This window comes from Acidovorax sp. LjRoot118, assembly GCF_964253575.1.
Taxonomy (GTDB): Bacteria; Pseudomonadota; Gammaproteobacteria; order Burkholderiales; family Burkholderiaceae_C; genus Acidovorax.
This window is the reverse complement of record NZ_CAXURB020000001.1, coordinates 3,297,460-3,321,340: the sequence shown is the minus strand read 5'-3', so window position 1 is coordinate 3,321,340 and position 23,881 is coordinate 3,297,460. Positions and strand designations below refer to the sequence as shown.

General features: G+C 66.4%; 20 protein-coding genes. 3 read left to right on the top strand and 17 right to left on the bottom strand.

Annotated elements, in window-relative coordinates:
- Nucleotides 1-217: 217 nt before the first annotated feature.
- The 4 genes from ACSQ9E_RS15610 to ACSQ9E_RS15595 form a co-directional block, all read right to left on the bottom strand.
- Nucleotides 218-1,909 (bottom strand): ankyrin repeat domain-containing protein, encoded by a 1,692-nt coding sequence (locus ACSQ9E_RS15610; RefSeq protein ID WP_436218385.1) that lies wholly within the window; start codon nt 1,907-1,909, stop codon nt 218-220.
- 1,085 nt (nt 1,910-2,994) lie between these two features.
- Nucleotides 2,995-3,456 carry a hypothetical protein gene (locus ACSQ9E_RS15605; protein WP_436218384.1) on the bottom strand — a complete coding sequence of 154 codons (462 nt, stop codon included), beginning with the start codon at nt 3,454-3,456 and terminating at the stop codon, nt 2,995-2,997.
- A gap of 88 nt (nt 3,457-3,544) precedes the next feature.
- Nucleotides 3,545-3,697: a hypothetical protein gene (locus tag ACSQ9E_RS15600; RefSeq protein WP_157412301.1), complete on the bottom strand. Its 153-nt coding sequence runs from the start codon at nt 3,695-3,697 to the stop codon at nt 3,545-3,547.
- 400 nt (nt 3,698-4,097) lie between these two features.
- Nucleotides 4,098-5,015 (bottom strand): hypothetical protein, encoded by a 918-nt coding sequence (locus tag ACSQ9E_RS15595; protein WP_436218383.1) that lies wholly within the window; start codon nt 5,013-5,015, stop codon nt 4,098-4,100.
- Between the two features lie 573 nt (nt 5,016-5,588).
- Between ACSQ9E_RS15595 and ACSQ9E_RS15590 the strand changes: the two genes are divergently transcribed.
- On the top strand, nt 5,589-5,855 hold the full coding sequence (locus ACSQ9E_RS15590) for a hypothetical protein (protein ID WP_436218382.1): 267 nt from the start codon (nt 5,589-5,591) through the stop codon (nt 5,853-5,855).
- 39 nt (nt 5,856-5,894) lie between these two features.
- Here the strand turns inward: ACSQ9E_RS15590 and ptuB are convergent, their stop codons facing one another.
- From ptuB to ACSQ9E_RS15570, 4 genes are all read right to left on the bottom strand, one after another.
- Nucleotides 5,895-6,548, bottom strand: a complete 654-nt coding sequence (gene ptuB / locus ACSQ9E_RS15585; protein WP_436218381.1) for a retron Ec78 anti-phage system effector HNH endonuclease PtuB — start codon at nt 6,546-6,548, stop codon at nt 5,895-5,897.
- Complete coding sequence (locus tag ACSQ9E_RS15580) at nt 6,548-8,023, bottom strand: AAA family ATPase (protein WP_436218380.1); 1,476 nt, start codon at nt 8,021-8,023, stop codon at nt 6,548-6,550. The genes ptuB and ACSQ9E_RS15580 overlap by 1 nt, the downstream gene beginning before the upstream one ends.
- A 146-nt stretch (nt 8,024-8,169) precedes the next feature.
- Nucleotides 8,170-10,974: a PAS domain-containing protein gene (locus ACSQ9E_RS15575; RefSeq protein ID WP_436218379.1), complete on the bottom strand. Its 2,805-nt coding sequence runs from the start codon at nt 10,972-10,974 to the stop codon at nt 8,170-8,172.
- A 117-nt stretch (nt 10,975-11,091) separates the two neighbouring features.
- Entirely contained in the window at nt 11,092-11,766 is a 675-nt protein-coding gene (locus tag ACSQ9E_RS15570) for a hypothetical protein (protein WP_436218378.1), read from the bottom strand.
- 164 nt (nt 11,767-11,930) lie between these two features.
- Between ACSQ9E_RS15570 and ACSQ9E_RS15565 the strand changes: the two genes are divergently transcribed.
- Nucleotides 11,931-12,287, top strand: coding sequence for a hypothetical protein (locus ACSQ9E_RS15565; RefSeq protein WP_436218377.1), 357 nt, complete (start codon nt 11,931-11,933; stop codon nt 12,285-12,287).
- Nucleotides 12,288-12,340: 53 nt separating this feature from the next.
- Here ACSQ9E_RS15565 and ACSQ9E_RS15560 read toward each other — a convergent pair whose 3' ends face one another.
- The gene (locus tag ACSQ9E_RS15560; protein WP_436218376.1) at nt 12,341-14,320 is read right to left on the bottom strand and encodes a hypothetical protein; all 1,980 of its coding nucleotides are present in this window, start codon (nt 14,318-14,320) and stop codon (nt 12,341-12,343) included.
- Nucleotides 14,321-14,877: 557 nt separating this feature from the next.
- Nucleotides 14,878-16,458: an NYN domain-containing protein gene (locus ACSQ9E_RS15555; protein WP_436218375.1), complete on the bottom strand. Its 1,581-nt coding sequence runs from the start codon at nt 16,456-16,458 to the stop codon at nt 14,878-14,880.
- Nucleotides 16,459-16,626: 168 nt separating this feature from the next.
- On the opposite strand from ACSQ9E_RS15555, the gene ACSQ9E_RS15550 reads away from it, so the two are divergent.
- Nucleotides 16,627-16,980 (top strand): hypothetical protein, encoded by a 354-nt coding sequence (locus ACSQ9E_RS15550; protein WP_436218374.1) that lies wholly within the window; start codon nt 16,627-16,629, stop codon nt 16,978-16,980.
- 217 nt (nt 16,981-17,197) lie between these two features.
- Here ACSQ9E_RS15550 and ACSQ9E_RS15545 read toward each other — a convergent pair whose 3' ends face one another.
- The 7 genes from ACSQ9E_RS15545 to ACSQ9E_RS15515 all read right to left on the bottom strand — a co-directional run bounded on the left by ACSQ9E_RS15545 (nt 17,198) and on the right by ACSQ9E_RS15515 (nt 23,818).
- Nucleotides 17,198-17,575, bottom strand: a complete 378-nt coding sequence (locus ACSQ9E_RS15545; protein WP_436218373.1) for a tetratricopeptide repeat protein — start codon at nt 17,573-17,575, stop codon at nt 17,198-17,200.
- 82 nt (nt 17,576-17,657) lie between these two features.
- A complete protein-coding gene (locus ACSQ9E_RS15540; protein WP_436218372.1) occupies nt 17,658-19,022 on the bottom strand; it encodes an MATE family efflux transporter in 1,365 nt (454 codons plus the stop codon).
- Between the two features lie 251 nt (nt 19,023-19,273).
- Nucleotides 19,274-19,699, bottom strand: a complete 426-nt coding sequence (locus ACSQ9E_RS15535; protein WP_057199778.1) for a type II toxin-antitoxin system VapC family toxin — start codon at nt 19,697-19,699, stop codon at nt 19,274-19,276.
- Nucleotides 19,696-20,010 carry a type II toxin-antitoxin system Phd/YefM family antitoxin gene (locus tag ACSQ9E_RS15530; protein WP_057267340.1) on the bottom strand — a complete coding sequence of 105 codons (315 nt, stop codon included), beginning with the start codon at nt 20,008-20,010 and terminating at the stop codon, nt 19,696-19,698. Before ACSQ9E_RS15530 ends, ACSQ9E_RS15535 begins: the two co-directional genes overlap by 4 nt.
- 144 nt (nt 20,011-20,154) lie before the next feature.
- On the bottom strand, nt 20,155-20,778 hold the full coding sequence (locus ACSQ9E_RS15525) for a hypothetical protein (protein WP_057199779.1): 624 nt from the start codon (nt 20,776-20,778) through the stop codon (nt 20,155-20,157).
- Between the two features lie 201 nt (nt 20,779-20,979).
- Nucleotides 20,980-23,028 (bottom strand): elongation factor G, encoded by a 2,049-nt coding sequence (gene fusA, locus ACSQ9E_RS15520; RefSeq protein WP_057199780.1) that lies wholly within the window; start codon nt 23,026-23,028, stop codon nt 20,980-20,982.
- A gap of 490 nt (nt 23,029-23,518) precedes the next feature.
- On the bottom strand, nt 23,519-23,818 hold the full coding sequence (locus tag ACSQ9E_RS15515; protein WP_157412307.1) for a hypothetical protein: 300 nt from the start codon (nt 23,816-23,818) through the stop codon (nt 23,519-23,521).
- Nucleotides 23,819-23,881 lie beyond the last annotated feature (63 nt).

Here is a 23,881-nt window from a genome sequence, read left to right as displayed (position 1 = left end):
GGCGCGGTAGGGACACAGGCGCGCCCCCGGTAGGACGGGGCCGTCCACGCCGCGCGGCCCGCAGGCTGCATGCAAGCGCAGGTAACGCGCCCAAGGCCCGCACGCAAGGGCGCGTCGCAACCTGACACAGGGTGAACAGCTGCTGACAACTGGTGGGCCGGCGCTGCGCGGGTGCCACTGCCACCCACACCGTGCCAGCCTGTCTCGCAACCGGTCGCTAAGCCTGCGCGCTGGCGGGCTGGCCCAGCAGGTAGTCCGCCACGTCTTCCGAGAACCTGCTGCGCCGCCCGCTCAGCAGCACGGCACCGTCGTCCGTGCCTTCGGGGTCGGGCCGCGCGCCGGGCATGCCGTGGGCCACCAGGGCCTGGGCGCAGCCGACCCAGTCGCCACCGGGCACGGGCTCGTTGAGCGAGGCCCATGACAGCGTGCCGCTGGCGTTGTCGCCAAAGCCGTGCAGGGCCTGCCAATCGGCGCCATGCGCCAGCAGGAAGCGGGCGAGCGCCGCATCGCCCCGGAACACGGCCTGGTTCAGGGCCGAGGCATCCCAGTCGCCACCGCGCACCTCGATGGGCCAGCCCAGGGTGACCATGGTGCGCACCGCATCGCCGCAGCCCTGGGCCGCCAGCTCGGGCAGCAGCCGCAGCTGGGCAGGGCCGAGCCTGCCGATGGTGCCAGGGTGTGCGGCCTGCAGGGCGCGGGCCGCCGCTTCGTCGCCGCGTGCGCAGGCGGCGATGAAGGCCTCGTCCGTGTCGGGCGGCGCATGGCCGCTGGTTCCCGCCGTGGCGTTCTGCAGCAGCTGTGCCACCTCGGTCAGACCGTAGCGCAGGGCCATGGTGTGGGCGGGCGTGCCGTCCTGCATGCGCGCATCGGGCCTGGCGCCTGCGGCCAGCAGGGCCGCGATGTGCGCGGGCGAGCGGCGCCGGCGAATGGCCCACAGCAGCGGCGAACCCCAGTCCGACGAGGGCGGGCCCTGCGGTGCTTCGTTGGCATCGCCGCCGTGCGCCAGCAGCAGTTGCAGGGTGGCCAGGTCGTCGAGGTCGAGCACGCGGTACATGGCGTTGGTGCCGGTGATGCGCGCGCCGGCTTCGAGCAGCAGCCGGGTGCACTCGGGGTTGTCGAGCGCGTGGTAGAGCGATTCGTTGTCATCGGGGTGGGCGCCGGCACCGAGCAGCAGCTTCGTCATCTCGGGGTCGAGGTTGCGGCCGGCAGTGCCGTACAGGGCCGAGAGGCGCTCGGTTTCTGCAGGTGCCTGCAGCGAGGCTGGGGGCCAGCGGTTGCCCACCGACTGGTCGGGCGATGCACCGGCCGCCAGCAGATGCCGTGCGCAGGCGATCAGCCGCTCGCGGTGGCTGGGCAGCTGCAACAGGCCGGAGTGTGTGACCGCCACCAGCGGCGGCAACTGCAGCGGCCCGCCTGCGCGGTGCACCCAGCCGGGGTCCTGCGCGGTGGCCTGGCGCAGCACGGCTTCGTCGCCGGTGGCGCAGGCCAGCCAGGGGTCGCTGTTGCCGAGCAGGGCGGGGTGGTCTTCGAGCAGGCGCAGGGCCACGGCGGGCCGCGCGCGGTTCATTCCGCCTGAGATATCGCCCGCGTACACCAGGCCCAGCCAGTGGAGCAGGGCCTTGCCCGGGTCATCGGCCTGGGCCCGGCGCGCGACGACAAAGCCCTGCAGGTCGGCCCAGGCGGCAAAGCCGTACTCGCGCGCGATGCACGACTGCGCATCGTGCAGGCGCAGGCCCTGGGCGGCGAGGGTGGTGTCGCTCTTGCCTGCAGCGGCGGGCAGGGCGGTGCGAATGCGCTGCAAGGCGGCAGCGTCGTTGCCGCGGTACAAGGCCAGGAGATTCTTGGCCTGTTTCTTGAGGTGGCCGATGTCTGGCCGTGCGGGAAGGCGCTTGTAGGGCGTCGTCGTCATGAAGAAAACCTCCGTGCATCATGTGCCGATGGCCCGCAGATCCGGCTGCACAAAAGGCGGTGGACAGGCGTGTGGGGGAAGGCAGCAGCGTGGCGCTGGTGTCCTCCGTGCAAGTGGGTTCTACCCTTCCCGCGGGCCCGGGGGCGGCTTGCACCGCGGGTGGGATGTTAGCCGATGTGCGGTGGTCTTCGTTTCGTTGTTGCGGCAGGTCTTGGTGTTGCTGCGTGCTTTGGTGTCTGTGGTTGCTTCTGTTCTTTTGCCGAGGGCGGAGGCCGGGGTATGCGCCCGGCGGCGCAGTAACTTTCTCTTGCGTCGCCAAGAGAAAGTCACCAAAGAGAAGGCGACCCCCAGTCTGCGTCCCCCGTTCGCCCTGTCGGGCGAACGGGGGCAACCTGCGATGCTCGGGCCTGGGGTGGTGCCGCAGAACTCGCTGCGTTCTTCGAACTCCGCTCAAACAGCTGCGGCAAGCCAGATCACGAAGTGCGTGTGTCCTTCGGCACACGCACCCACCCCAGGCCCTGCGCTTCTCGGCGCAGCCAGCAGGGGTGGGGAGCGGGGTCAAAGACGGCTGCTGCTGCGCAGCTGCGCCTGGGGTCGGGGACGCGCGCGATGCGCGCTGCCGACATGCTGGGCGCGATCGCCCTGCCCAGGCCAAGCGCAGCGAGGCAGTTGGGGCCGAGCGAAGCAATGGCCCGTATGGAGCCCGCTCCCACCCCCTTCTGACCGTGCCGAGAAGCGCAGGGCCTGGGGTGAGCGCGTGCCGAAGGACACGCGCATCGTAGTCTGGCTCGCCGAAGCTGTTTGACCGGAGCTGCCTCGCAGAGGCAGCGCAGGGAGTTCTTCGGCGTCACCCCAGGACCGAGCATCGCAGGCTGCCCCCTCGTACGCAGTGCGAGGGGGACACGGGCAGCGGGGTCGCCTTTTCTTGGCCTACCTTCTTTTGGCGACGCAAAAGAAGGTAGGTGCGCCGCCGGGCGCACACCCCGGCCCCCGCCCTCGGCAATAGAACAGAAGCGACCACAGAAACCAAGCCGCAGCACCACGCACCGCAAGCCAGCAGCGGTACAACCCCGCTGCCCCCGCTGCTACCCGTTCTCCAGACTCAGCTCCGGCCACGAACTGAGCGGCGCGGGCCCGGTCGGCGGGTCATCCGGGTCCGCCAGCGCGTTGATCGCCGGCCGGGGCGCCAGACACATCTGCAGGTACAGGTAGTCGCGCAGCACGGCGCGGCCGGGTTCAAACTGCACAGGGGGCATTTCGTCGCCGGGCTCGAAGAGCACGTCGATCTCGACCTTGGCGCCGCGGGGCGGGTTCAGAAACTCCTGCGCGGCGGCGATGGCTTCGATCCAGACAAAGGCGCCTGCGATCTCTGCCGTGGCGAAGGCCGAGGAGGGCAGGTTCAGCCCGGAGTGGACCAGGGAATAGTCATGCCAGGCCATGTAGGGGTGCACGCCAGCGGTCAGGCAGACTTCGAGCGCGGCGCGCTCTGCCATGGCAGCCTTCTCTGTGCTGTCTGCATCCTCGGGGTAGGCAAGCACTAATCGCATGGGGAGGTGCTCCGGGTCATCGGGCCATCGTAGCCACAGACCCCGCGTTTGATCAATCAAACAATTGCCACCACCTGTGCCACCGCACCTACATCGGTGCTGGCGTGGGGTGCGGACCCACGGGCTCGGGTGGCAAGGGGTTGCCGGGCAGGGGATCGGGCACGGGGTCCACCGGCCCCATGGGGCTGGGGTGGGTAGCCCCGAGCAATTGCTGCAGCAACGAGGGGAAGTGGAACAGCATGGTGGGGGCTTTCGTGTGCGTGGGTTTAGCGCTGGCCGAGTGGGGAACTCGACGGCCATGGTCACGCTGGAGCGGGTCGGGTGCTGTAGGACGGGTCCGCGTGGTGCCGCCGGACGGCGGCAAGACAGGTAGGGGCTGGGCTTCTGTGGCTGGGCTTTTCGGATGGCTTGTTGCACGCCAGCCAACGGCCCGCTGGCAAGGCATTGCCCTGTCGCAGGCGCCAGATGGAAGGGCGCGCAAGGCACGCGGGCCTGCCCACGGCGCTGTCGACAATGAAGGCAACGCCGCAGACACACGTGGCACCTGGCTGTGCGCTTGACGGAGGGTTCCGGGCGCGGCGCGCCTTGGTTGGCACGGCGGGGCAGGGCCGCCCCGCGCCGCCCTGCATTACCGCGCCCCATCACTCCTTGGTCTTGCCCTGGGCTACCCCTGCGGTGGTACCCGGGTTGGTGGTGCTGCTGCCTTGCTGGCTCTTGGCCGACGGGTTCTGCACCACCTGGCCCGACTGGTTGGACCCGAGCAGGCCCTCGTTGCGGCTGCGCGAGGTGCGCCAGGTGTTGAACTCGTCTGAGAACTTCTGGTAGCGCTCGTTGCGCCACGAGTCGTAGTCCTCGTCGAGCAGGCGCAGTTGCTCCTGGCGCCAGGCAGAGTAGTCGGGGTCATGGTGCTCGCGCTGGCTGCTGCGGTACAGGGGGTTGCCCTGCTGCTGGCGGTCGTAGTTGCCACCGTAGCCTTCCTGGCGGGCATCTGGCCGGCCATCGTAGCCATGGCCATAGCTGCGGCCCCGCTGGCTGGCGTAGACGTCGCCCTGGTCACGCTCAGGGCCGCCATAGCCATCGCGGGACCAGGCGTCGGGGCGGTTCAGGCGGGCACGGTCATCCTGGCCGTAGCTGCCACCATAGTTGCCGCCGCTACCGTACTGTTGCTGCTGGCGAAAGCGTTGCTCTGCTTCGTACGGGTTGTAGCCACCGATATCGGGGCTGCGCGCGCCGTAGCCATAGCCGCTGTCGCGGTTGCTGCGGTAGTCACCGCCCTGGCCCTGGTAGCGATCACGGTCAAATCCGACCTCGCTGCGGCCTTCCCAACTGCGTGCACCCTGGTAGCCCTGGCCTTCGCGGCGGCCGCCGTAGGGCTCATACCGGCCCGTGCGGCCGTCCCCAGGGATGGAATGGCTGGTGCGCAGGTCTTCGTCGCGGGCCAGGTCGGGGTGGTCAAAACCCGCGCGGTGCGAGCGTTGCTGCGGATCGTGGTGGTCGTTGTCGCGGTGGTTCATTCCGTGGCGCGAAAAGCCACTGTCGTCACTGTCTCGGTATCCCATTGTCTTGCTCCTTGGGCGGGGCGGGCGGCGGCGCGTGCGGTACGCAGGCCAGGCCGCGCGCCCCTCTTTCTTCAAATCCAATCAATGAATCGATCAATCAATTCATCCATCAACGGTGCCGACCGTGTGTGACTCCATTCTTGGGCGCCGCGATGGCGCGGTTTTGTAGGTCTTGTCCTATGCGCCGGTCAGAAAAATCCCATGCCCGGTAAGTAGATGCACGGGTTGTATCCAGCGGACGAGTGGGGCGCCGATTTGTAAGCCAAGTGAGCGGACGCTAGCCCGGAGCGGGCCTCCACGCATTGGCCTGCAGTCCTACATTGGGGCGTGGGGCGGCACTTTTACGATGGCTACGCCGCGAGGTTTGCGGCGTCTCTCTCCCTCGTGACCATCGCGAGTTGGGCCCGCCGCCGAGCGGGCCCTTTTTTGGGGGCGCGGGCAGTACACAATGGCTTACTTCTCGCGCAGGCTTTGTTGGACACCCGGCCAGCCCGGTGTTGCTACCATGGTGCCCACCTGGGCATGGCTCAGAGGAAGACCTGGGCCTGCCCCCAACCCCCTGCCTGTATGCCAATGTCGTCAGCCGTTTTCCGATTCACGCGCGACGGGCGCGAATCGCACAGCACCATGATCAGCGCGACCACGGACGCGATGAGCGTCGTGCTCGTCTGGCAGGCTCTGGGTGCCGGGCGCCGCCACGAGGTGCTGGACGACAGTGGCGAGGAGTTTCTGGTGGTGCGCCTGATCTACCCCGCCGAGCAGGCAGCGCAGGCCATCAGCGACCTGGACGAGCAGTGCGATACGCATGGGGTGCTGCGCGAGTATGTGGCTGCTCAATGAACGCGAAGGGCAGGGACGGGTCGGTAGTGCAGTTCTCTGTCAGGCGATACGCATCAGCGTGTGTCTAATAGCGGTGGCAAAGGGCAGGTGCCGGGTATCTGCGAGAGCCAATTCAAGCTCCTCTTTGACAATTGGGAGCCATTCATTTTCGGGGAACTCAAGGGCCAACTCCGCCCACGCTTCCAGATACTGTTGGTAGCCGCATGCAGCGCCTCTCCGCATATGCGGTAGGCCCCCACTTTGAAGATTCAAGATTCGAATAGTCTCTTCTGCTCTGTGCTGCGACTGTTGCGATAAACCTGCTTTCGGATGAACGCCGCCCTGCGGGTCAAACACCAGGAAATCATCGGGGTCTTCGGTGTCGGGTTTGATCAAGTCGCCGTGCTGATAAAGGCCACATTGGTCCTTGTGCCTGCCGCAGGTGTCGTCACGGTTGCATGAACCGAAGAGATTCGACCATTCGAAAGTGCCTTGGGGGTATCGGTCGCGCTGGCGGAAGTGTTCGATGTGGCGGGCGTCCTCTTTCAGGGCGGCTTCGCAATAAGCACACCGGGTGGCTTGCATGGTATCAAGCTGAGTCCAGATGTCGGCGCGCTCGACAGGGTTTGGGCTTTGCATGCACCATTTGTCGCGACCATGGCGGTAGTGCTTCAGGCAAGCTGGGGCCTGCGGGTCACGGTGCAACCGGTGCATCAGGTGTTTCCCTCGTCTGTGCTGCGCATCGCAGGAAGCCTTTGCTTGAAGGCCTGCAAGCGGATCATGCGGTCGCAATCAAGCATCACGGGATGGTCAGAGGAGAAATGCATATCCAGCTCGGCGCGCATGCGCCTTCCGTCTTCTGAGTCGTGCAGGTTCTGCTGGATCAACGCGTGGTATGCAGAAAGGGTCTTGGCTTCGGGAACGTCGGGAATCGGGTTGACTCCCATGATGGAGGCCAGTGCATCAGCACTGGCTACGCCCCGGGTCTGGTGCGTGACGGGCTCGATGCTCACGCGGCTCTTGCCGGTTTGCTCATCTATGACCGAAACCAGCTTTCGAATGCAGGAGGCATCGACGCTGGTCAGCACCTGGGGACTGTGGGTGGTGACGATGAATTGCGTCAGCGGGAACGCGCGCATCAGGTCATTCAGTACCCGCTGCTGCCATGAAGGGTGCAGGTGTAGATCAATTTCGTCCACCAGCATGATGAGCGGGGCGCTCATTGTAAGGGTGTGCTGAAATGGGCTGTAACTGGCTGGATCTGGTCCTTCCAACACTGATGTCACATGCATTAGAAGTTGCTGATGCGCAAAGTCATCCCGCAATTCCAAATGGGGGTTCGCAATGGCCAGGCGGCGCGCGAAATCCATGGCCATTGCCAACATGCTTTGATAACCCTGGCTCAACTGGTTGACCTGCAGTTCGGCACCGTCGCTGACACGTTCCAGAATAAATTTGTGCCCCGCATTGAATCGTGGGTTGCGAAAGGCGCCGCTCAAAAGCTCAATTACCGTGGCGCGTACCGCTTCCAGCGACTCGAGAGGTATGTAGTTCTCGTCTGAGACGCCCTTGTTTGCGCGCAGTTCGGATGATTCCTCCTGATCGAACCAAGCCAGCATTTCCCGAAAGTCGCTGCGGGGATTGAAGCAGTCCACCAACGCTGCAGTCGGGTGCCCATAGTTATGTTTGGCAGAGCGTAGGCGCTCCGGCACTTCAATGTGGCCGCGACTGGCTCCGTAGTATGCAAACACGGGTGTGAAAGCCGGTTTTGCAGATTTGTAGCTGGCGGTAATTTCGTCCAGATACTCTTTGAGAGTCGTTTCGCCCCATGTGTCAGCAGGCTTCTTGCCCTTGCTTCCGCTGGACGGACGCCAGTAGTCCCAGCGCAGATTGCTATTGGTGGTGAGCATGATCTGGGCATAGTCGGCAGTGGTCCACTGCTCCCTGCCACGCGGTCGGGAGAATGACTGGAGGCGAAAATCCGAATCCTTGATTCCACGCCCGGTCAACCGCTGGTCTGCCGAAGACAAGTGCGTGAGAACCGGGGTCAATCCGCTGGCTATCCCATCCAGAATGGCCGTCTTGCCCGCCCCGTTCTCACCCACGATCACCGTGAGGCGCGGATGCAGGTCCAGTGTGAGGGACTCAAAGCACCGGAAGTTGTTGAAGGTGACAGATTTCAATCGCATGGTGCAGTCTTCGTTACACGCACAGGGGTGTCCCTGGAATTTCTTCGATTCTTCAGCATGAATGCCTGCGCGCATTGGGCCATCGGACGCGCCAAGCATGGGGCATCTCAGGCCGGCGGGCCAGTCTAGCAGGCGGGAAGCGGCGCCTACCTCACCCCATCCAGCATCTGCCGCACCTTGTTCACCAGGTGCGGTATCTCAAAGGGCTTGGTGAGAATGGCCATGCCTTCGTCCATGAGGCCGTTGCCCACGGCGGCGTTCTCGGCGTAGCCGGTGATGAACAGCACCTTGAGCCCTCGGCGCACGGTGCGGCCGGCGTCGGCCACCTGGCGGCCGTTGAGGCCGCCGGGCAGGCCCACGTCGGTGAGCAGCAGGTCGATGCGTTCGGGGCCCTGCAGCAGGTGCAGGCCGGTGGGGCCGCTGTCGGCCAGCAGCACGCGGTAGCCGGCCTCGGCCAGCACCTCGCTGACCAGCTCGCGGATGGTGTGCTCGTCCTCGATCACCAGCACCGTCTCGCCTGCACCTGGCGCCAGGTCGTGGTGGGCCGCTGCGGCTTCCTCCTGCGCATGGCCCTGGTGGCGCGGCAGGTACAGGTGCATGGTGGTGCCCTGGCCCGGGGCCGATTGCACGCGCACCTGCCCGCCCGACTGGCGCACGAAGCCATACACCATCGACAGCCCCAGGCCGGTGCCCTGGCCCAGGGGCTTGGTGGTGAAGAAGGGGTCGAAGATGCGCTTGATGAGACCCGGTGGCATGCCGGAGCCGGTGTCGGCCACGCTCAGCACCAGGTATTCGCCGGGGGCCAGTTCGTGCTCGCGGGCGCTGCGCTCGTCCAGCACCCGGTTGGCGGTGGTGATGACGAGGCGCCCGCCCTGGGGCATCATCGCGTCGCGCGCGTTGATGCACAGGTTGAGCAGCGCGTTCTCCAGCTGCGAGGGGTCGATGCGGGTGGCCCACAGGTCGGGGGCGGCGGCCACCTGCAGGTCCACCGTGGGGCCCACGGTGCGGGCGATCAGGTCCTGCATGCTGGCGACCAGGCGGTTCACGTCCACGGGGCGCGGGTCCAGCGTCTGGCGGCGCGAGAAGGCCAGGAGGCGCTGGGTGAGGCTGGCGGCGCTGCGCACCGAGCGCTCGCACATCTCGATGTAGCGCTCCAACCCCTCGCGCTTGCCCTTGGCCATCTGGATCTTCATGACCTGCAGGCTGCCGCTCATGGCGGCCAGCAGGTTGTTGAAGTCGTGCGCAATGCCGCCGGTGAGCTGGCCCACGGCCTCCATCTTCTGCGCCTGACGCAGGGCCTCTTGCGCCTCGTCGAACGCGGCCTGCTGGCGCAGCCGGTCGGTGATGTCCACACCGGTGGCAAATGCCCCGATCTGCGTGCCGTCGGCGGCGCGCAGCACTTCGAACTTGAGCTCATACTGGCGCTGGGCAATCGCCGGGTTGCCGAACTGGCCCTGGATGGTGAAGGACTCGCCGGCCATGGCACGCTGCCACAGCGCCAGCGCGGCCTGCACGTCGGCACCCGTGCCGTTCAGCAGCGCGGTCAGGCTATCGCCGGGAGCGGGGCGCACGCCGTACACGCGCTCGTACTCGTCCGCATTGGCCTGGTTGATGGCCAAAAACCGGTAGTCCCGGTCCAGCACCTGGATGAAGGCGTCGGTGGTCTGCACGATGGTGGCCAGCACGTCGCGCTCGGCCGTGCGCTCGGCCAGTGCGGCGGCGTGGTCCTTTTCGTCCTGCACGTCGCGGGTGATGCAGTAGACCAGGCCCTCTTCAGGCACCGCCACCCAGGACAGCCAGCGCCAGCCGCCGGCCTTCATGCGGTAGCGGTTTTCAAAGCGCAGCACGGGCAGGCCGCGCTCGCTGGCATCCACCCAGGCGCGCTCGCTGGCGGCCAGGTCGTCGGGGTGCACCAGCTCGCGAAAGCCCATGCGCTGCATCTCGTCTTCCGTCCAGCCCAGCGTGCGTTCCCAGGCGGGGTTGGCGGCCTCGAAGTGCCCGCTGGCGTTGATCACGCACAGCAGCTCGGGGCTCACGGCCCAGGCGCGGCCGCGAGATAGGGTGCGCTCGATCACCTGGCGCTCCAGGTCGGCGTTGAGCGCGCGCAACCGCGCCTCGCTGGCCTGCGCGGCGACCTGGGCCTGCACGCGCTCGGTCACGTCGTAGCCGCCGACGAAGATGCCGTGGATGGCGCCGGCGTCGTCGCGCATGGCTTCGTAGAGGATGTCGATATGGCGCTCGTGGGCCTCGCCCTGCAACTGGATGGGCATGGCCGAGGCTTGCATGGGCTCGCCGGTGGCGTACACCCGGTCCAGCATTTCGTAGTAGCCCTGGCCTGCCAGATCGGGGAACACTTCGCGCACGGTGCGGCCGATGAAGTCGCGCGGGCCCGAGATCTTCACGTAGGCATCGTTCACGTACTCGAAGGTATGTTCAGGCCCGGTGAGCACGCCCACGAAGCCGGGCATCTGCTGCAGCAGGCGCTGCTGGCGCGCGCGCTCAGACCGCGCCTTGCGTTCGGCGAGCACCTTGTCGGTGGTCTCGACCACCGTGTCGAGCATGGCGACGATGGCGCCGTGCTCGTCGAACCAGGGGCTGTAGCAGAAGGTGAAGTAGGCATCCTCCAGCGTTCCGCTGCGGTCGATGCGAAGCGGGAAGTCTTCGATGAAGGTGGACTCGCCCGCCAGGGCCTTCTCTGCAATGGGTTGGAGCCCCTCCCACGCCTCGGCCCAGGTCACGCGCAGGGGCTGGCCCAGCGCTTCGCCCTTACCGCCCAGGATGGCCTGGTAGCCGTCGTTGTAGATCGCGACCAGGTCTGGCCCCCAGAACAGGCACGAGGCGAAGTCGGAGCCGAGCATCATGTCCACAGCGATGCGCAGCGAAGCCGGCCACTGCGCGATGGGCCCCAGTGGCGTGGCAGCCCAGTCGAATGCGCGGATGCGGGCGCCCATTCGGCCACCGCCACCATGGAATGCAGAAGGTCGATGGGGGAGGGGTTTTATCGGGTCGGCTGACATGCAGTTACGAGGATAACCGGACGACAGCGCACAAGTTTGTCAGCCATTGCCTCATTGCACCCAGCGGAACGGCACGGTCTTGACCCCATCGCCGTTCCACGCCGACACGGTGCCCGTGATCTCGCGCCCTGCAGCGGTCTCCTTCGCCTGGATCAGGCTCAGGTGGTAGCGGTAGCCATCGCCATGGGCGGCGCGCGCCTGGGCGATGGCACGCGCCGCCGCATCGGTGTGCTGCAGGGCCATGCTGGCACCGGCCAGCAGCACGGCGATGCCCGCGCCCATGGCAATGGGCCAGCGCGTGCTGCGCACCTTGAGGCCGGCGGCGGCAATGGCGGCACGCACCGTGGGGGCGCCCAGCTCGCGCGCCAGCCACGCCATCAGCGCCACGGTGAACACCAGCAGCACACCGCCGAGCAGGGCCAGTGCAGCATGGGTCTTGACCATGGCGAGCGTGAGGCCCGGCGGCTGCAGCAGCGGCGACACCAGCACCACGGCGGCCAGAAGCGCCAGCATGGAGATGGCCATGCGCCGCACGATGGACGCCGCGCGCAGGCTGCCGCGCAACAGGAAGATGCCGCCCGCCACGGAGAAGATGTTGAAGCTCGACACATAGGGCACGTCGAGTGCCAGGCAGACGAGCCAGGCGGCGATGTCGATGCCGCCCACGATGAGCAGGGCCAGGCCGGTGCGGTGCAGGTGGGGGCGGTAGGAGGTATCGGTGGGCATGGGCTGTAATCGGTTTGCCCCGCAGTCTACGTGGGCTTGCGGGTCTTTCAGGCTTTGCCGACGGCTGCCATGCCGCCTCGCCGTCTTGAAGTGCCGCCATGGGTGCGGCGTCTCAGCCTGTCAGTACGTTTTGTGACAGGCCATGCGCTCGATGTGTCTATAACGTGAAAGCGTCTTCGGTACTGGTCGGCGCAGGACAAGTACAACCTGAATGGGAGAAGCGCATGGGATTTGTTGGTTTTTCGGGCTTGCTCGCGTTGTTCGCACTGGCCGGGTGCTCGGCCATGACCCGGCCACTGGAGGTGCACATCCGGCCCGATGCGTACCAGGTCGGCAGCGTCAAGTCAGCGCTTGCAACGCCTGCAGTGGACGAGGTGGTGCGCGTCAACCCCAGGAGGGTCTTGATGGTGACGTGCCGCAGCACGCCCCCGGCCAAGATCATTCAGTTTGAAGTGGAGCTGCGAGCGCGGCACAAGGCCGAGTTGCAAGGCACTCTCACGAGCGAAGGCTGCGCTGCGTAGGCACTTTTCCACCCCACTCCATCCCGAACCAGGGCACGCCCCATCGCGAAGACTTACTCCGCGTTGCTCGAGGGAGCTGCAGCCCTCTGGATACGGTACACGCGCAACTCGCCATCTGCCTGGGTCACCAGCAGTCGGCCGTCGGCACTGAACGACAGGGGGTACTGCGCCGCAGTGCGGATGCGCTGGCGCACAAGGCCGCTGGCCGCGTCGACGGCGATGAGTTCGCCTGCGCGCGATGCCTGGTGGGCGCGGCGCTCTATGAGCAATCCGTTGGCGGCGGATGCCAGGCTGTAGGCCGCGCCGTCCGGGGCTTCGGTCTGCGACACCATCGCGCCCGTGCGCATGTCATACGCCAGCTGGCCTTGGCGGCGCTCGCTCCAGGCGTTGAACCGGGCGACTCCCCGGCTTTCGTCGAACGAAAACTCCTGCAAGGTCCATTTCGGCCGGGGGAATGGTTCATCGGGAGGGGGCTGCAGGGCGACGGGCACGCGATCCCTGCCCAAGTCTCGAAAGCGCGCGTACGGAGGTCGGTGGTCGGTGTGCCATGACCACACCGATTCACCCACCTCCTTGAGCCCGCGCAATCGCCACGGTGCCAGGTCGCCGTAGCGGCGTTCTGCCTGCACTTGCAACAGCGGCACATCGAGCCGGAGCGCGAGGAGGTCGGCCGCCGTGGGCTGGAATATCGGTTCGCAGGCCAGCCACACGGCCGCGCCATCCCGCCCGAACAACACGGCGTTCTCGGTATGCGATTCGGCGAGGCAATGGGTTCCCGTGTGGCGGTACTCGCCGGCCGGTGCAAAGCCCGGCACTGCATACAGCCGCAGGCGAACCTGGTGCCGTACCCTCTTGTCCACCACCACCGTGTCACCGCGCGTGCGCAGCGCCAGCCACCGCGCGTCCGGGCTCCAGGCCCAATCGGGCGACTCGTGCATGCGCAGGACATCGGGGAGCCGGTGCACCAGCTTGCCGGTTGCCGCGTCGACAATGATGACCTGGTGATCGCTCGCCACCGCGATGATCCAGCGGCCATCGGGTGACACCGACGCTTTGCGCGGAATCTCGCGCACCCGCACGGGTGCGCTGAATGCGTATTTAAGCAGTGGCTCGCCTTCGGAGCTGTCCTGGGCCGGAGCGGGTGAGAGCGCGCGCTGCGCGGCCAGCTTGAGCCACTCGCCGCCACCGCCACCGGGCGCCAGCGCGGCCACGATACCTGGCACCAGCAGTGCGCCGACCAGCGCCGCTGCGCCCAGCCCGAGGCGCTGCTGCGATGTCTGCAGCAACGCGCCATGCGTTACGCGCACGGCCTGCGCAAAGATCAGCAGCGCGACGGCGGCCCAGATGGCGTGCGCCAGAGTCTGGGCGACCAGTGCCGAGGCGCGTCTGCCCGATGTCCAGCCGTTCATGGCGCTGGCCAGCAGATCGACATTCACCCCGGCCAGCGCCCACAGCCCCCACAAGAGCGCAACGACCATGGTGGCGCCGATCATCGCGACCAGCGGCACCCACCGCCGCACATGGGTGACGCGGGCGAAGAGCCAGGCCAGCACCAGCACGCCAATGGCGAAAAGGGCGCCAGCGGGCCCAATGAACAGCCTCCATGGCAGGCCGACGAACTCATCCGAACGGAATTCGGCGAGCGGGAAGACGCTGCGCATGACCACAATCGTCATCCGGTATGCAACACTCGCCGCGGCCTCAGCCGCCATGCTCGCCATCCACACGAGCGGCATGGCCAGCACGATCTGGCGCCAGCGCAGCGCCGGTGCCGCCCGCCGCAACACCAGGGCGTGCAGTAGCAGGGGCGCGGGCAGGGCCAATGCCCCCAGCAAGGCCAACGCGAACGCAAGCCATGAGGCGAGCGGGTCATCGGGCCGCACATCCTTGTTCAGCGCCGTCCAGCCCAGCGCCTGGAACACCGGCGTGGCTGCATGGACGAGAACCCAGGCGAGCGCGATGCCGCGCGTCAGGCACAGTGCACTATGGGTGTTGCTGCCGGCTGCAGCAGCAGGAGGTATTGCAGGGTTCAAGGGGTGTTGCTCTCATGCCTGGGCCGGCCCGCCGCCGCGCCCCTGTCTGTCGATCCTGAAGAGGCCGCTGTCGGGCCTTGGATCGAGTATTGCGGGCTTGTGTGAGGTGGGTATGAAGTCCTCTGGCCATGGGCATGGCGGTGCCGACAGCCCCATGGAGCCGAGCGTAAGCTAGACTTTTATCGAGTGCTCGTAGCGGCCGCTCTCGACGCCTCTTCCCCTCTAATGACCCCACCCGAACCAGGTACGCCGCTGAAATAAAATGCCCTTGGTGTTCAAGAGGCGTCGGCTTTCCAATCCCCAAGCGCACTTCGGCCCAGTGCCCCGTCTGCGGTGGCCAGGTCACCTATGCGTGTCGGGCCAAATGGGTGGTGCCTGGGCTGGCCGCAACGGCGGTGGCCTTGCGCCATGCGAATGGCGGCCTCCATAAGCGTGCTTGCGATTCCCAGAAGGGGTGGATGGGTTCCCTTTCCTCGACAGCAACAACCGCTGCAGGCACATGGGGCCCTTGCGGCCAGCGGCGGTAGTCGCTCGGCCGCAAGGGTACGCAAAGGGGACTATTCCGCCGCTTTGGCCGACTTGCCTTCACCGCGTGGCTTGCGCGCACGGGGTGCGGCCGCTGCCTTGGCGGGTGCGGCTGCAGGGGCGGCAGTTGCCGCCTTCTTGGCCCTTGCCGGTGCGGGCTCGGCGGAAGGTGCGTCGGCCTGCGCTGCGGCTGGCTTGCGCCCGCCGCTGCTGCTTGCGCCCTTGCGCGGTGCAGGTGCCGTGGCCGCACGGCGGCTGCGGGGGGCGCGCGCGGTGGCCGAAGCTGCTGCGCCAACGCTGTCCGCAGCGTCGTCCAGCGCGTCTACCATCGCAGCGGCTGCTGCCTCGGCACGCTCGTCGGCGGCTTCGGCATCGTCTGCCGGCTCGTCGCGGTAGGGCGGTTGTGCTTCAGCAGGCTCTGGCACCGGCACGGGGGCGGGCGCTGGCTGGGTGAAGTAGCTGGTGCGGGCCGGGCGCTCGGCTGGCGCGTCGTCGCGCTCATCGGCGCCCTGGTGGTCTGTGCGGACGTCTGCATGCTGTGGCTGCTGCAGGTCTTGCCGCGCATCGGCATGCTGCTGCGTCGCCCCGGATCGCGCGGAGCCGTCTCCACGGCGCCCGCGCGAGCGGCCGCCGCGCCCGCCACCGCCTTCACCGCTGCCGCCGCCAGAGGCATCTGGCAGCGCTGCCACGGCGTGGAAGTCATGGCGCTGGTTGCCCGCGTTGTTGCCCTGGCGTTCGGCGGGGGCTGCATCGCTGCGGCCGGCAGACTCGGGCGCATCGCCACCTGCGGTGCCCAGGCCGCGGAACACATACGCGCCAGACCGTTCGTCGCGGCCAAACTCCAGCAGCCCGCGCGCCTGCGCCTCTTCGAGCAGGTTGCCGAAGGTGCGAAAGCCGTAGTAGCTTTCGCTGAAATCGGGCTTGCGGCGCTTGATGGCTTCCTTGAGCACCGAGGCCCAGATCTTGCCGCTGTCGCCGCGCTCGGAGGTCAGGGCCTCGAAGGTCTCCACCGCCAGTTCCACGCCCTGGGCGCGGCGCACGTCCTGCGATTCCTTGCGGCTGCGCTCTTCCTCGGGCGTGCGGCGCGGGGCGGGCGGCGAGCCGGGGCTCTGGCGCCGGGCCAGGGCGCGCTGCTTTTCGCGCACCAGGTCGTCGTAGAAGATGAACTCGTCGCAGTTGGCGATCAACAGGTCCGAGGTGGACTGCTTGACGCCCACGCCGATGACCTGCTTGTTGTTCTCGCGCAGCTTGGAGACCAGGGGCGAGAAGTCCGAATCGCCGCTGATGATGACGAAGGTGTTGACGTGCGACTTGGTGTAGCACAGGTCCAGCGCGTCCACCACCAGGCGGATGTCGGCCGAGTTCTTGCCCGACTGGCGAACGTGGGGGATCTCGATCAGCTCGAAATTGGCCTCGTGCATGGTGGCCTTGAAGCCCTTGTAGCGCTCCCAGTCGCAATAGGCCTTCTTGACCACGATGGAGCCCTTGAGCAGCAGGCGCTCCAGGATGGGCTTGATGTCGAATTTGTCGTACTGCGCATCGCGCACGCCCAGGGCGACGTTTTCAAAGTCGCAAAACAGGGCCATGCTGATATTGTCGGGAGGGGTTGCCATGGAAGTGTGTCCGTTCTAGTTCGGTTGCCATCATCACACGGATCGCGGATGGCCCTGTGTCTGCAGGGGCTCAAGCGCCCCCCAACCGCGCTCGGATACCATCGTTGCCGACGTCTTATCCGTCCGCCTGCCTGCTTATCCACCTCATCGACACCACGGCTTGATGACATGATCGACATCATTTACTACACGCTGATGCTTCTTCTCGGGTATGCCGTGTACCGCTACGGGCAGAAACAGCTCGCCAAAGGCTATCGCGACGAGAACGACGAAGTCACCAAGCCGCCCCTGGGGCCGGTGGGTTTCGTGGTGTGCGCTGCCATCACCGGCTTTCTGTCCTTCGGCCTGCTGCGTGCGCTGGCCAAGGGCGAGATCGAATGCGTGGGAAAGGGCTGCAGAGGGCAGGTCTACACCCTGGCAGAACAGGCGGGCCAGTACTGGAGCAACATGTTCTTTCTGGCTTGGATAGTGCTGTTCCTGGCGTACATCCTGTACGTGACATTCAGGATGTGGAGGGGCTAAGAGCGGCTAACAAAACTCTTCTGGCGTCGTTGCAGCGTCTTGTCGTACTGCTCGTACTGCCTGCGACGCAGCGCCTAGCCAGAACCGCTTCGCTGAGTTTTGTTAGCCGCTCTAAGAGGCTGAGAGTCTTTCGTCCATGCCCGCCTTGCACGCCAAAACACCCCGGCTCGTCGTTGCAAATGCTCACCATAGCCCGAGCTATGGCTGCGCTTTGCGCCTAGATCCAGGGCGTTGTGGCGTGCCTTTCGGGCACGGTCAAAAAACTCCCAGCCTCTGAGGTCTGGTCTGTGCGCTGCAGGCGGCGCAGAAACACCTGCATCTCCTTGCTGGCCTGGTGATCACCCTTGCGTTCGGCCACGGCCATGCCCTGGGTCCAGGCGTCCTGTGCGGCCGCAGGGTTGGCGTTGAGCGCTTGGGCCTTGCCCAGCAGCTTCCACGCGGCGGAGTAGTCTGGAGACCATTGCAGGCACCGCTGAAGGTGGGCGACGGCTGTGCCAGCGTCGTTCATCTTCAGGTAGTGCGATCCTAGCGTGAACCTGAGCACGGCGTTGTCCACCCCGCGCTGGAGCAGGGCTTCGAGGGGTTGGATGTGCATGGTGCAGGGGCCTTGGTAGTTGCATTGCCCGTGTTTTTAAAACATCAACCGCACTTGAGGTCAAGCAGACCCGCCGGCCCCGCTACACCAGCCGCGTGATCGGCCGCTTGCGCCACACGGCATAGAAGTACGTCGCCTGCAGCACCAGCGCGCACAGGTAGGTCAGCGGGTAGCTGGCCCATATGCCCTGCAGGCCCAGCACCTGCTGCAGGGCATAGGCCAGTGGCACCAGCAAAAAGGCCAGGCACGACAGCGAGATCGTGGTGGGCACGCGCACCGTGCCCGCCGAGCGCATGACGCCGGTGAACACGCTGGCCATGCCGAAGGCGAGGCTGCCCCATACGGTGATGCGCAGCACCGTGGCGGCCAGGCCCACCACGGTCGGGTCGCTGGTGAACAAGCGGGTCGCCAGTGGCGCAGCGGCCGCCACGACGCAGGCCAGGCCGCCGGTCAGGCCCAGGTTCATCCACAGCCCCACCCGCGTGACGCGGCGCACCTCGTCGGGGTTGTTGGCACCAATCGCCTGCGCCGCAAACACCGAGGCCGCTATCGCAATCGACATGGCGGGCATCTGCACATAGGCCATCACTTGGTTCACCGTGCCCCACGCCGCCGTGGCCTGCCACCCGTAGCTGTTGATCAGGCGGAGCAAGAGCACATCGGCCAGCGAGCTGGTGATGAAGAACAGCCCGGTGGGCACGCCCAGCCGCGCCACGGTGCGCAACAAGGGCGCATCCCAGCGCAGGTGCGGCCGCAGGTGTCTGAGGGCCAGCAGGTGGTCCTTGCGATGCAGGTGCCAAGCCAACCAGGCCACCGCCACGCCGTTGCCTATCAAACTGGCCCAGCCGGCACTGGCCGTGCCCAGCTGCGGCAGCCCCAGCCAGCCCAGGATGAAGGCCGGCGTGAGCAGCATCCACAGGCCCGAGGCCAGCACCAGCACGCGCAGCGGCGTGGTCGTGTCGCCCAGGCCGCGCAGCAGGGCAGCGGCCAATTGGTGCACGAACAGCACCGGCATCGCCAGGAACAGGATGCGCGCATACGCCGTGGCCTCCGGCAGCACATCGTCGGCCGTGCCCAGCAGGCGCAGCAGCTCGCCAATGACCGCAGCGCCCAGCACCGCCACCACGCAGCCCAGGGCCAAGCCGCCGACCAGCACGGCGCCAGCGACGCGCCGCACCTTGTCCGGGTCGCGCGCGCCCCAGGCCTGGCCCACCAGCACCGACGAGCCCGCGCCCAGCCCGATCACGAACGCGATGCAGCACATGAACAGCGGAAAGAAGCTGACCGCAGCGGCCAGGGCGCGTGCGCCCAGCAATTGCCCCAGGCAGATGACGATCACCGTGCCGCCGAGCGCCTGGAGCAGGTTGGTGGCGAGCAGGGGGCCGAGGAAGCGCAGGAAGCGGCGGGGGAGGGTGGGCGTCGGGGTGGCGCCGGTGTCTGTTGGCATGGGAGTGCCATGGTAGGGGCGCTGCCAGCGCCGCGACAAGCGGTGGCGCGGAAACGCAACACGGAAGCCAGCGCAATGGCGGCCACAATGAGACGATTGCGCTGCTGTTGGCGGGAGCGCAGTTTGTAGAAATGCTGCGAGTGCAATCAATCACTGGAATTGATGGCATGAAGGCAGTGCCGGCGTGAGCTGGTGGTTCTGCGCTCGTTTTGCACCATCAGATAGGGTACTTTGCTATTGCGAATTCACCTTCAATTCACCCAAGGATTGCCCAGTGAAACGCCTGTCTTGTCATACCCGCCGGTATCCCGGGTCACGACGGACAGGCCATGGTGCAAGGCGGTGGCTGCAATGATGGGGTCCGGCTGCGGAAAGGTGTGGCCCGCTTTGCGATTTTCCTCGACCAGGAGTCTCCATCGAAGCATGGCATCCTCGCTGACCGGCAGCAACCGGTTCTCGAACATCGGACGCAGTTCGAGGTTCAGCCAATCCGTCAGGACCGAACGCTTGTGAAGGTCGTCGATCCGCTCGATGCCGAAACGGATTTCGGCGAAGGTGACGGAGCTGACGAAAAGGCTTTCAAGCGCTTGGGCGCTGACGAAGGCGACCACCCGGGGTTCCGGGCGGGGACGCCGCAACTCGGGCAGGATGTTCGTGTCGAGCAGGAAGCCCTTCACAGCTCCACGTCCCGAACGGGTGCGGCCACGGGTGGTGCCAGCGCAAGCTCGATGTTCTGGTGGGGCGAGGCCTGAAGGGCATCGACCAATGCCTGGCCGGTCCGCGCACCCTGCAGGCGCCGAAAGTCCTCCACCGCAATGACGACGACTTCATCCCGCCCATGGATGGTCACATGCTGGGGACCCTCGCTGCGCACGCGTCGCACCAGCTCGCTGAAGCGTGCTTTCGCATCCTGAAGCAGCCAGTGCCCCGGAGGCGGGGCCGGGCGCCTGGCGGAAGGTGGGCCATCGGGCTCGTTGAATCTGGTCATTCTGACCAAAATATCATCCGCCCCGTTGCACGGCAAGGAAAATCGGCCCCGCGCCGCTCCAACGCAGCAGCAGTCACGCACTCTTTTTGGCTTTTCAGTTTCGACAGTTCCTCTGGGGTCGCGTCGCCTTCATGGGCCTGCAACTCAGCCGTTGTGCGAGAAGATGATCAATCCCATAGAAGGAACGAGCACCAGATCGTGCTCGGGGCCGGTGGTGAAGAAGGCGCCTTCCTTGTCAACGAGTCGCTGTGCCTGCTGCAGCAAAGCGGGCGCATTTTTCACGCAGTGGGCACCGCGAAAGAGGTCCTCTTTCTTCGCAGCCGGGGTGGCTGTCCACGGCTGGTACTGGTAGTAGGGCGTGCCGACCCGACCCAGGCGAGCCGATTCCAGGTAGGTCAACCCTCCGCGGTGAATCCTCGCAATGCTCTCGTCGGAAAGACGGAAGATGGCCACACCGCAGCCCTCGCGAAAACCAGAGATCTCATCGTGGTAGAGGGTGTCAAGCAGTTCGAACTGCGGTGGGATCGCCTTGCGGTACATCTGCACCTGCAGATAGTCGCACCCTCGCATGGGCAGCAGAATCAACAGGCAGAGGGCGCAAGCGGCTGACCCAAGACGCAGTGCTGCAGCCGGAGGTCGGCGTTGAAACAGCAGGTAGGCCACTGACCCGAGGGCGTATGCGATCCCCTTTGCCGTGAAGAAGACCGCCACTCCCAAAAGCGCCAGACAGAACAAGCCGAAGCCAACAGCCATGATGACGATACCCATTGCCAACCTTCACGAGTTTCAGAATTGCGCGCAAGTGTTGACGCGCTGTGTGAGCTGAGCATGAAGTCTGTGAGGACCATGTGATCTTCTGGCGGAATGCGGCCATGCATGCTCTTCGCAAGAAAGAAAAGGGGCGCAGACTCCCGTCCACGCCCCTCCCGTCTTTGCGCTGCCAGGCAATCAAGCCCGGCTCAGTTCACTTCACTGAACCAGCGCAGCCATCGCCCCCGCAGGCACCACCCCGTAGTGGTCCAGCTGCATCGAGTACTGCGCACGCCCCGAAGACAGCGCACGCAAACTGCCGATGTAGCCGAACATCTCCTTCAGCGGTACCTCGGCCTCGACCGTGGCGGCGTTGCCGCGTTGGCCCTGGCCGCGCACCACGCCGCGGCGGCGGTTCAGGTCGCCGATGGCATCGCCCAGGTAGTCGGCCGGGGTGATGACCTCGACGGCCATCACGGGTTCGAGCACCTGGGGCGCGGCCTTGGCGAACGCCTCGCGGAAGGCGGCCATGGCCGCCAGCTCGAAGGCCAGCGTGGACGAGTCGCGCTCATGGAAGCTGCCATCCACCAGCGTGGCCACAAAGTCCACGGCGGGGAAGCCCGCGACCACACCCGTGAGGGCGGCGCGGCGGATGCCGGCCTCCACTGCGGGGATGAACTCGCGCGGCACGGCGCCGCCGACGATGCGGTTCTCGAACTGGATGCCTTCGCCCCGGGGCAGGGGGGCGAGCAGCAGCCTCACCTCGGCGAACTGGCCGGGGCCGCCCGTTTGCTTCTTGTGCACATGGTGTACCTCCACACTCTTCGAAATGGTTTCGCGATAAGCCACCTGGGGGCGGCCGACCGACACGTTGACGCCGTGGCGTGCGCGCAGCTTCTCGATCGAGACTTCGAGCTGCAGCTCGCCCATGCCGGACAGAATGGTCTGGCCGGATTCGGCGTCGTGCTGCAGCCGCAGGCTCGGGTCCTCGCGCAGCAGGGACTGCAGGGCCTTGGACAGGCCTTGCTGGTCCGCGCTCGCCTTGGGCTCGATGGCCACGTGGATCACCGGCTCGGGCACGCTAATCTGCTCCAGCACCACGGGGTGGCCCGGGTCGCTCAGGGTGTGCCCGGTCAGCGTGTCCTTGAGGCCCACGACGGCGGCGATGTCACCGGCCACCAGCTCGTCGCGCTCGATGTGCTTGTCGGCATGCACTTCGTACAGGCGCGAAACGCGCTCGGTCTTGCCCGTGCTGGTGTTGAGCACCACGTCGCCCCGGCCCAGCCGGCCGCTGTACACGCGCACGAACACCTTGGCGCCATGGTCGTCGGTGACGACCTTGAACGCCAGGGCAGCGAACGGGTCGGCGGCAGAAGCCGGCTTCTCGCTGCCTTCGCGCACGATGTCGTCCGGCGAGGGCAGGTAGTCCACCACGGCGTCGAGCAAGGGCTCCACGCCGCGGTTCTTGAAGGCCGAGCCGGCGAGCGCGGGCACGAAGGCGCCGGCCAGCACACCCTTGCGGATGGCGGCGCGCAGCACGTCGCCGGCGATCTCTTCGCCGTTCACGTAGGCCTGCAGGGAGGCTTCGTCCTGCTCCACTGCCGCTTCGACCAGGCGGGCGCGGCTGCGCACGGCTTGCTCAAGCAGGTCGGCGGGCACGTCGGCTTCGCGGTAGGGCGCACTCGCGTCGTCCTGGTCCCAGATGCGGGCGCGCAGGCTCAGCAGGTCCACCACGCCACGGAAGTCGCCTTCCGCGCCGATGGGGATCTGCAGCGGCACCACGCGCACGCCCAGGCGTTCTTCCATCATGGCCACCACGCGCTGGAAGTCGGCACCCACGCGGTCGAGCTTGTTGATGAAGGCGATGCGCGGCACGCGGTACTTGTCGGCCAGGCGCCAGTTGGTCTCGGTCTGCGGCTCCACGCCGGCCACGCCGTCGAACACGACGACCGCACCATCAAGCACGCGCAGCGAGCGGTTCACCTCGATGTTGAAGTCGATGTGGCCGGGTGTGTCGATCAGGTTGAGCTGCGTGCCCTTCCAGTGCACGGTGACGGCCGCGCTGTTGATGGTGATGCCGCGCTTTTGCTCCTGCGGGTCGAAGTCCATGTGCGCCGTGCCGTTGTGCACTTCGCCGATGCGGTGGCTTTCGCCGGTGTAGAACAGGATGCGTTCGGTGGTCGTGGTCTTGCCCGCGTCGACGTGGGCGATGACACCGAGGTTGCGCAGTTGCGCGTTGCTGTTGGGGGTGCGTGAATTCTTGGTCATGGCGAATCTTTCGGTCTTTCTTGCGGCTGCACTCGGCTCTGCGAGCAGTTGCCGCCTGGTTGGCATTGCGCCAGCCCAGGCATCACAAAAAAGGATTCGCCTGGGGGCTAGCGTCGATGGGAATTGCTGGTGCTGTCGCCGGAGCCCGGGCGCACGGGGCTCATGCTCCGGCGGTCGGGAATCGTGGCGATCAACTTGTCGTAGGTACGCATGGGTTGAGAAGTGAGTGAGTAGTCTGAAAACAAAAAACCCCGGGAGGGACGAAGCCTGCCGGGGTTGTTGGGTCCGGAAGGCGCACAGCCCTCCGACACGCGATCGAGGGGCGCAACTAGGTGGCGAACGATGCCTTGATCACGTTGGTGAGGATTTTCATAATGGGTGGATTATCCGCGCGGTGCACAAAGCTTGCAAGCGGCCTTGCCTATCGCGCCGATAGCGTAAGACCCGGCAGACCGGTGGGCCCCGGGAGGCGACCAGTGGCGCGTGCCCATCATGGCTCGCGCACCAACCGGTGGTACCGCCAGACCCCCCAGATCGCGCCGACGGTGAGGCCTATCCCTATGCTCCAGCCCGCCGGAACACCGAATGCGAACGTCAGGACGAACATCAGGCCGGCACTGACCAGCGCGATGAAAAACAGCGTGACGAAATCGAAGCGCGCGACTTCGATTGTGTCTTCCATGGCGCTGCGCTCCCGGTGGCCCTGCGCGCGGCGCTGGCCCCGGAACAGCAGGACATCCACCACGAACTCGAAGAAACCGATGACGATATCGGCGAGGGTACTGAACATGGGTTGCTCCATTGGCGGCGCAAGCTGAGCGCACGGTCGGCAGGGGCGGCCATCGTAGTCCTT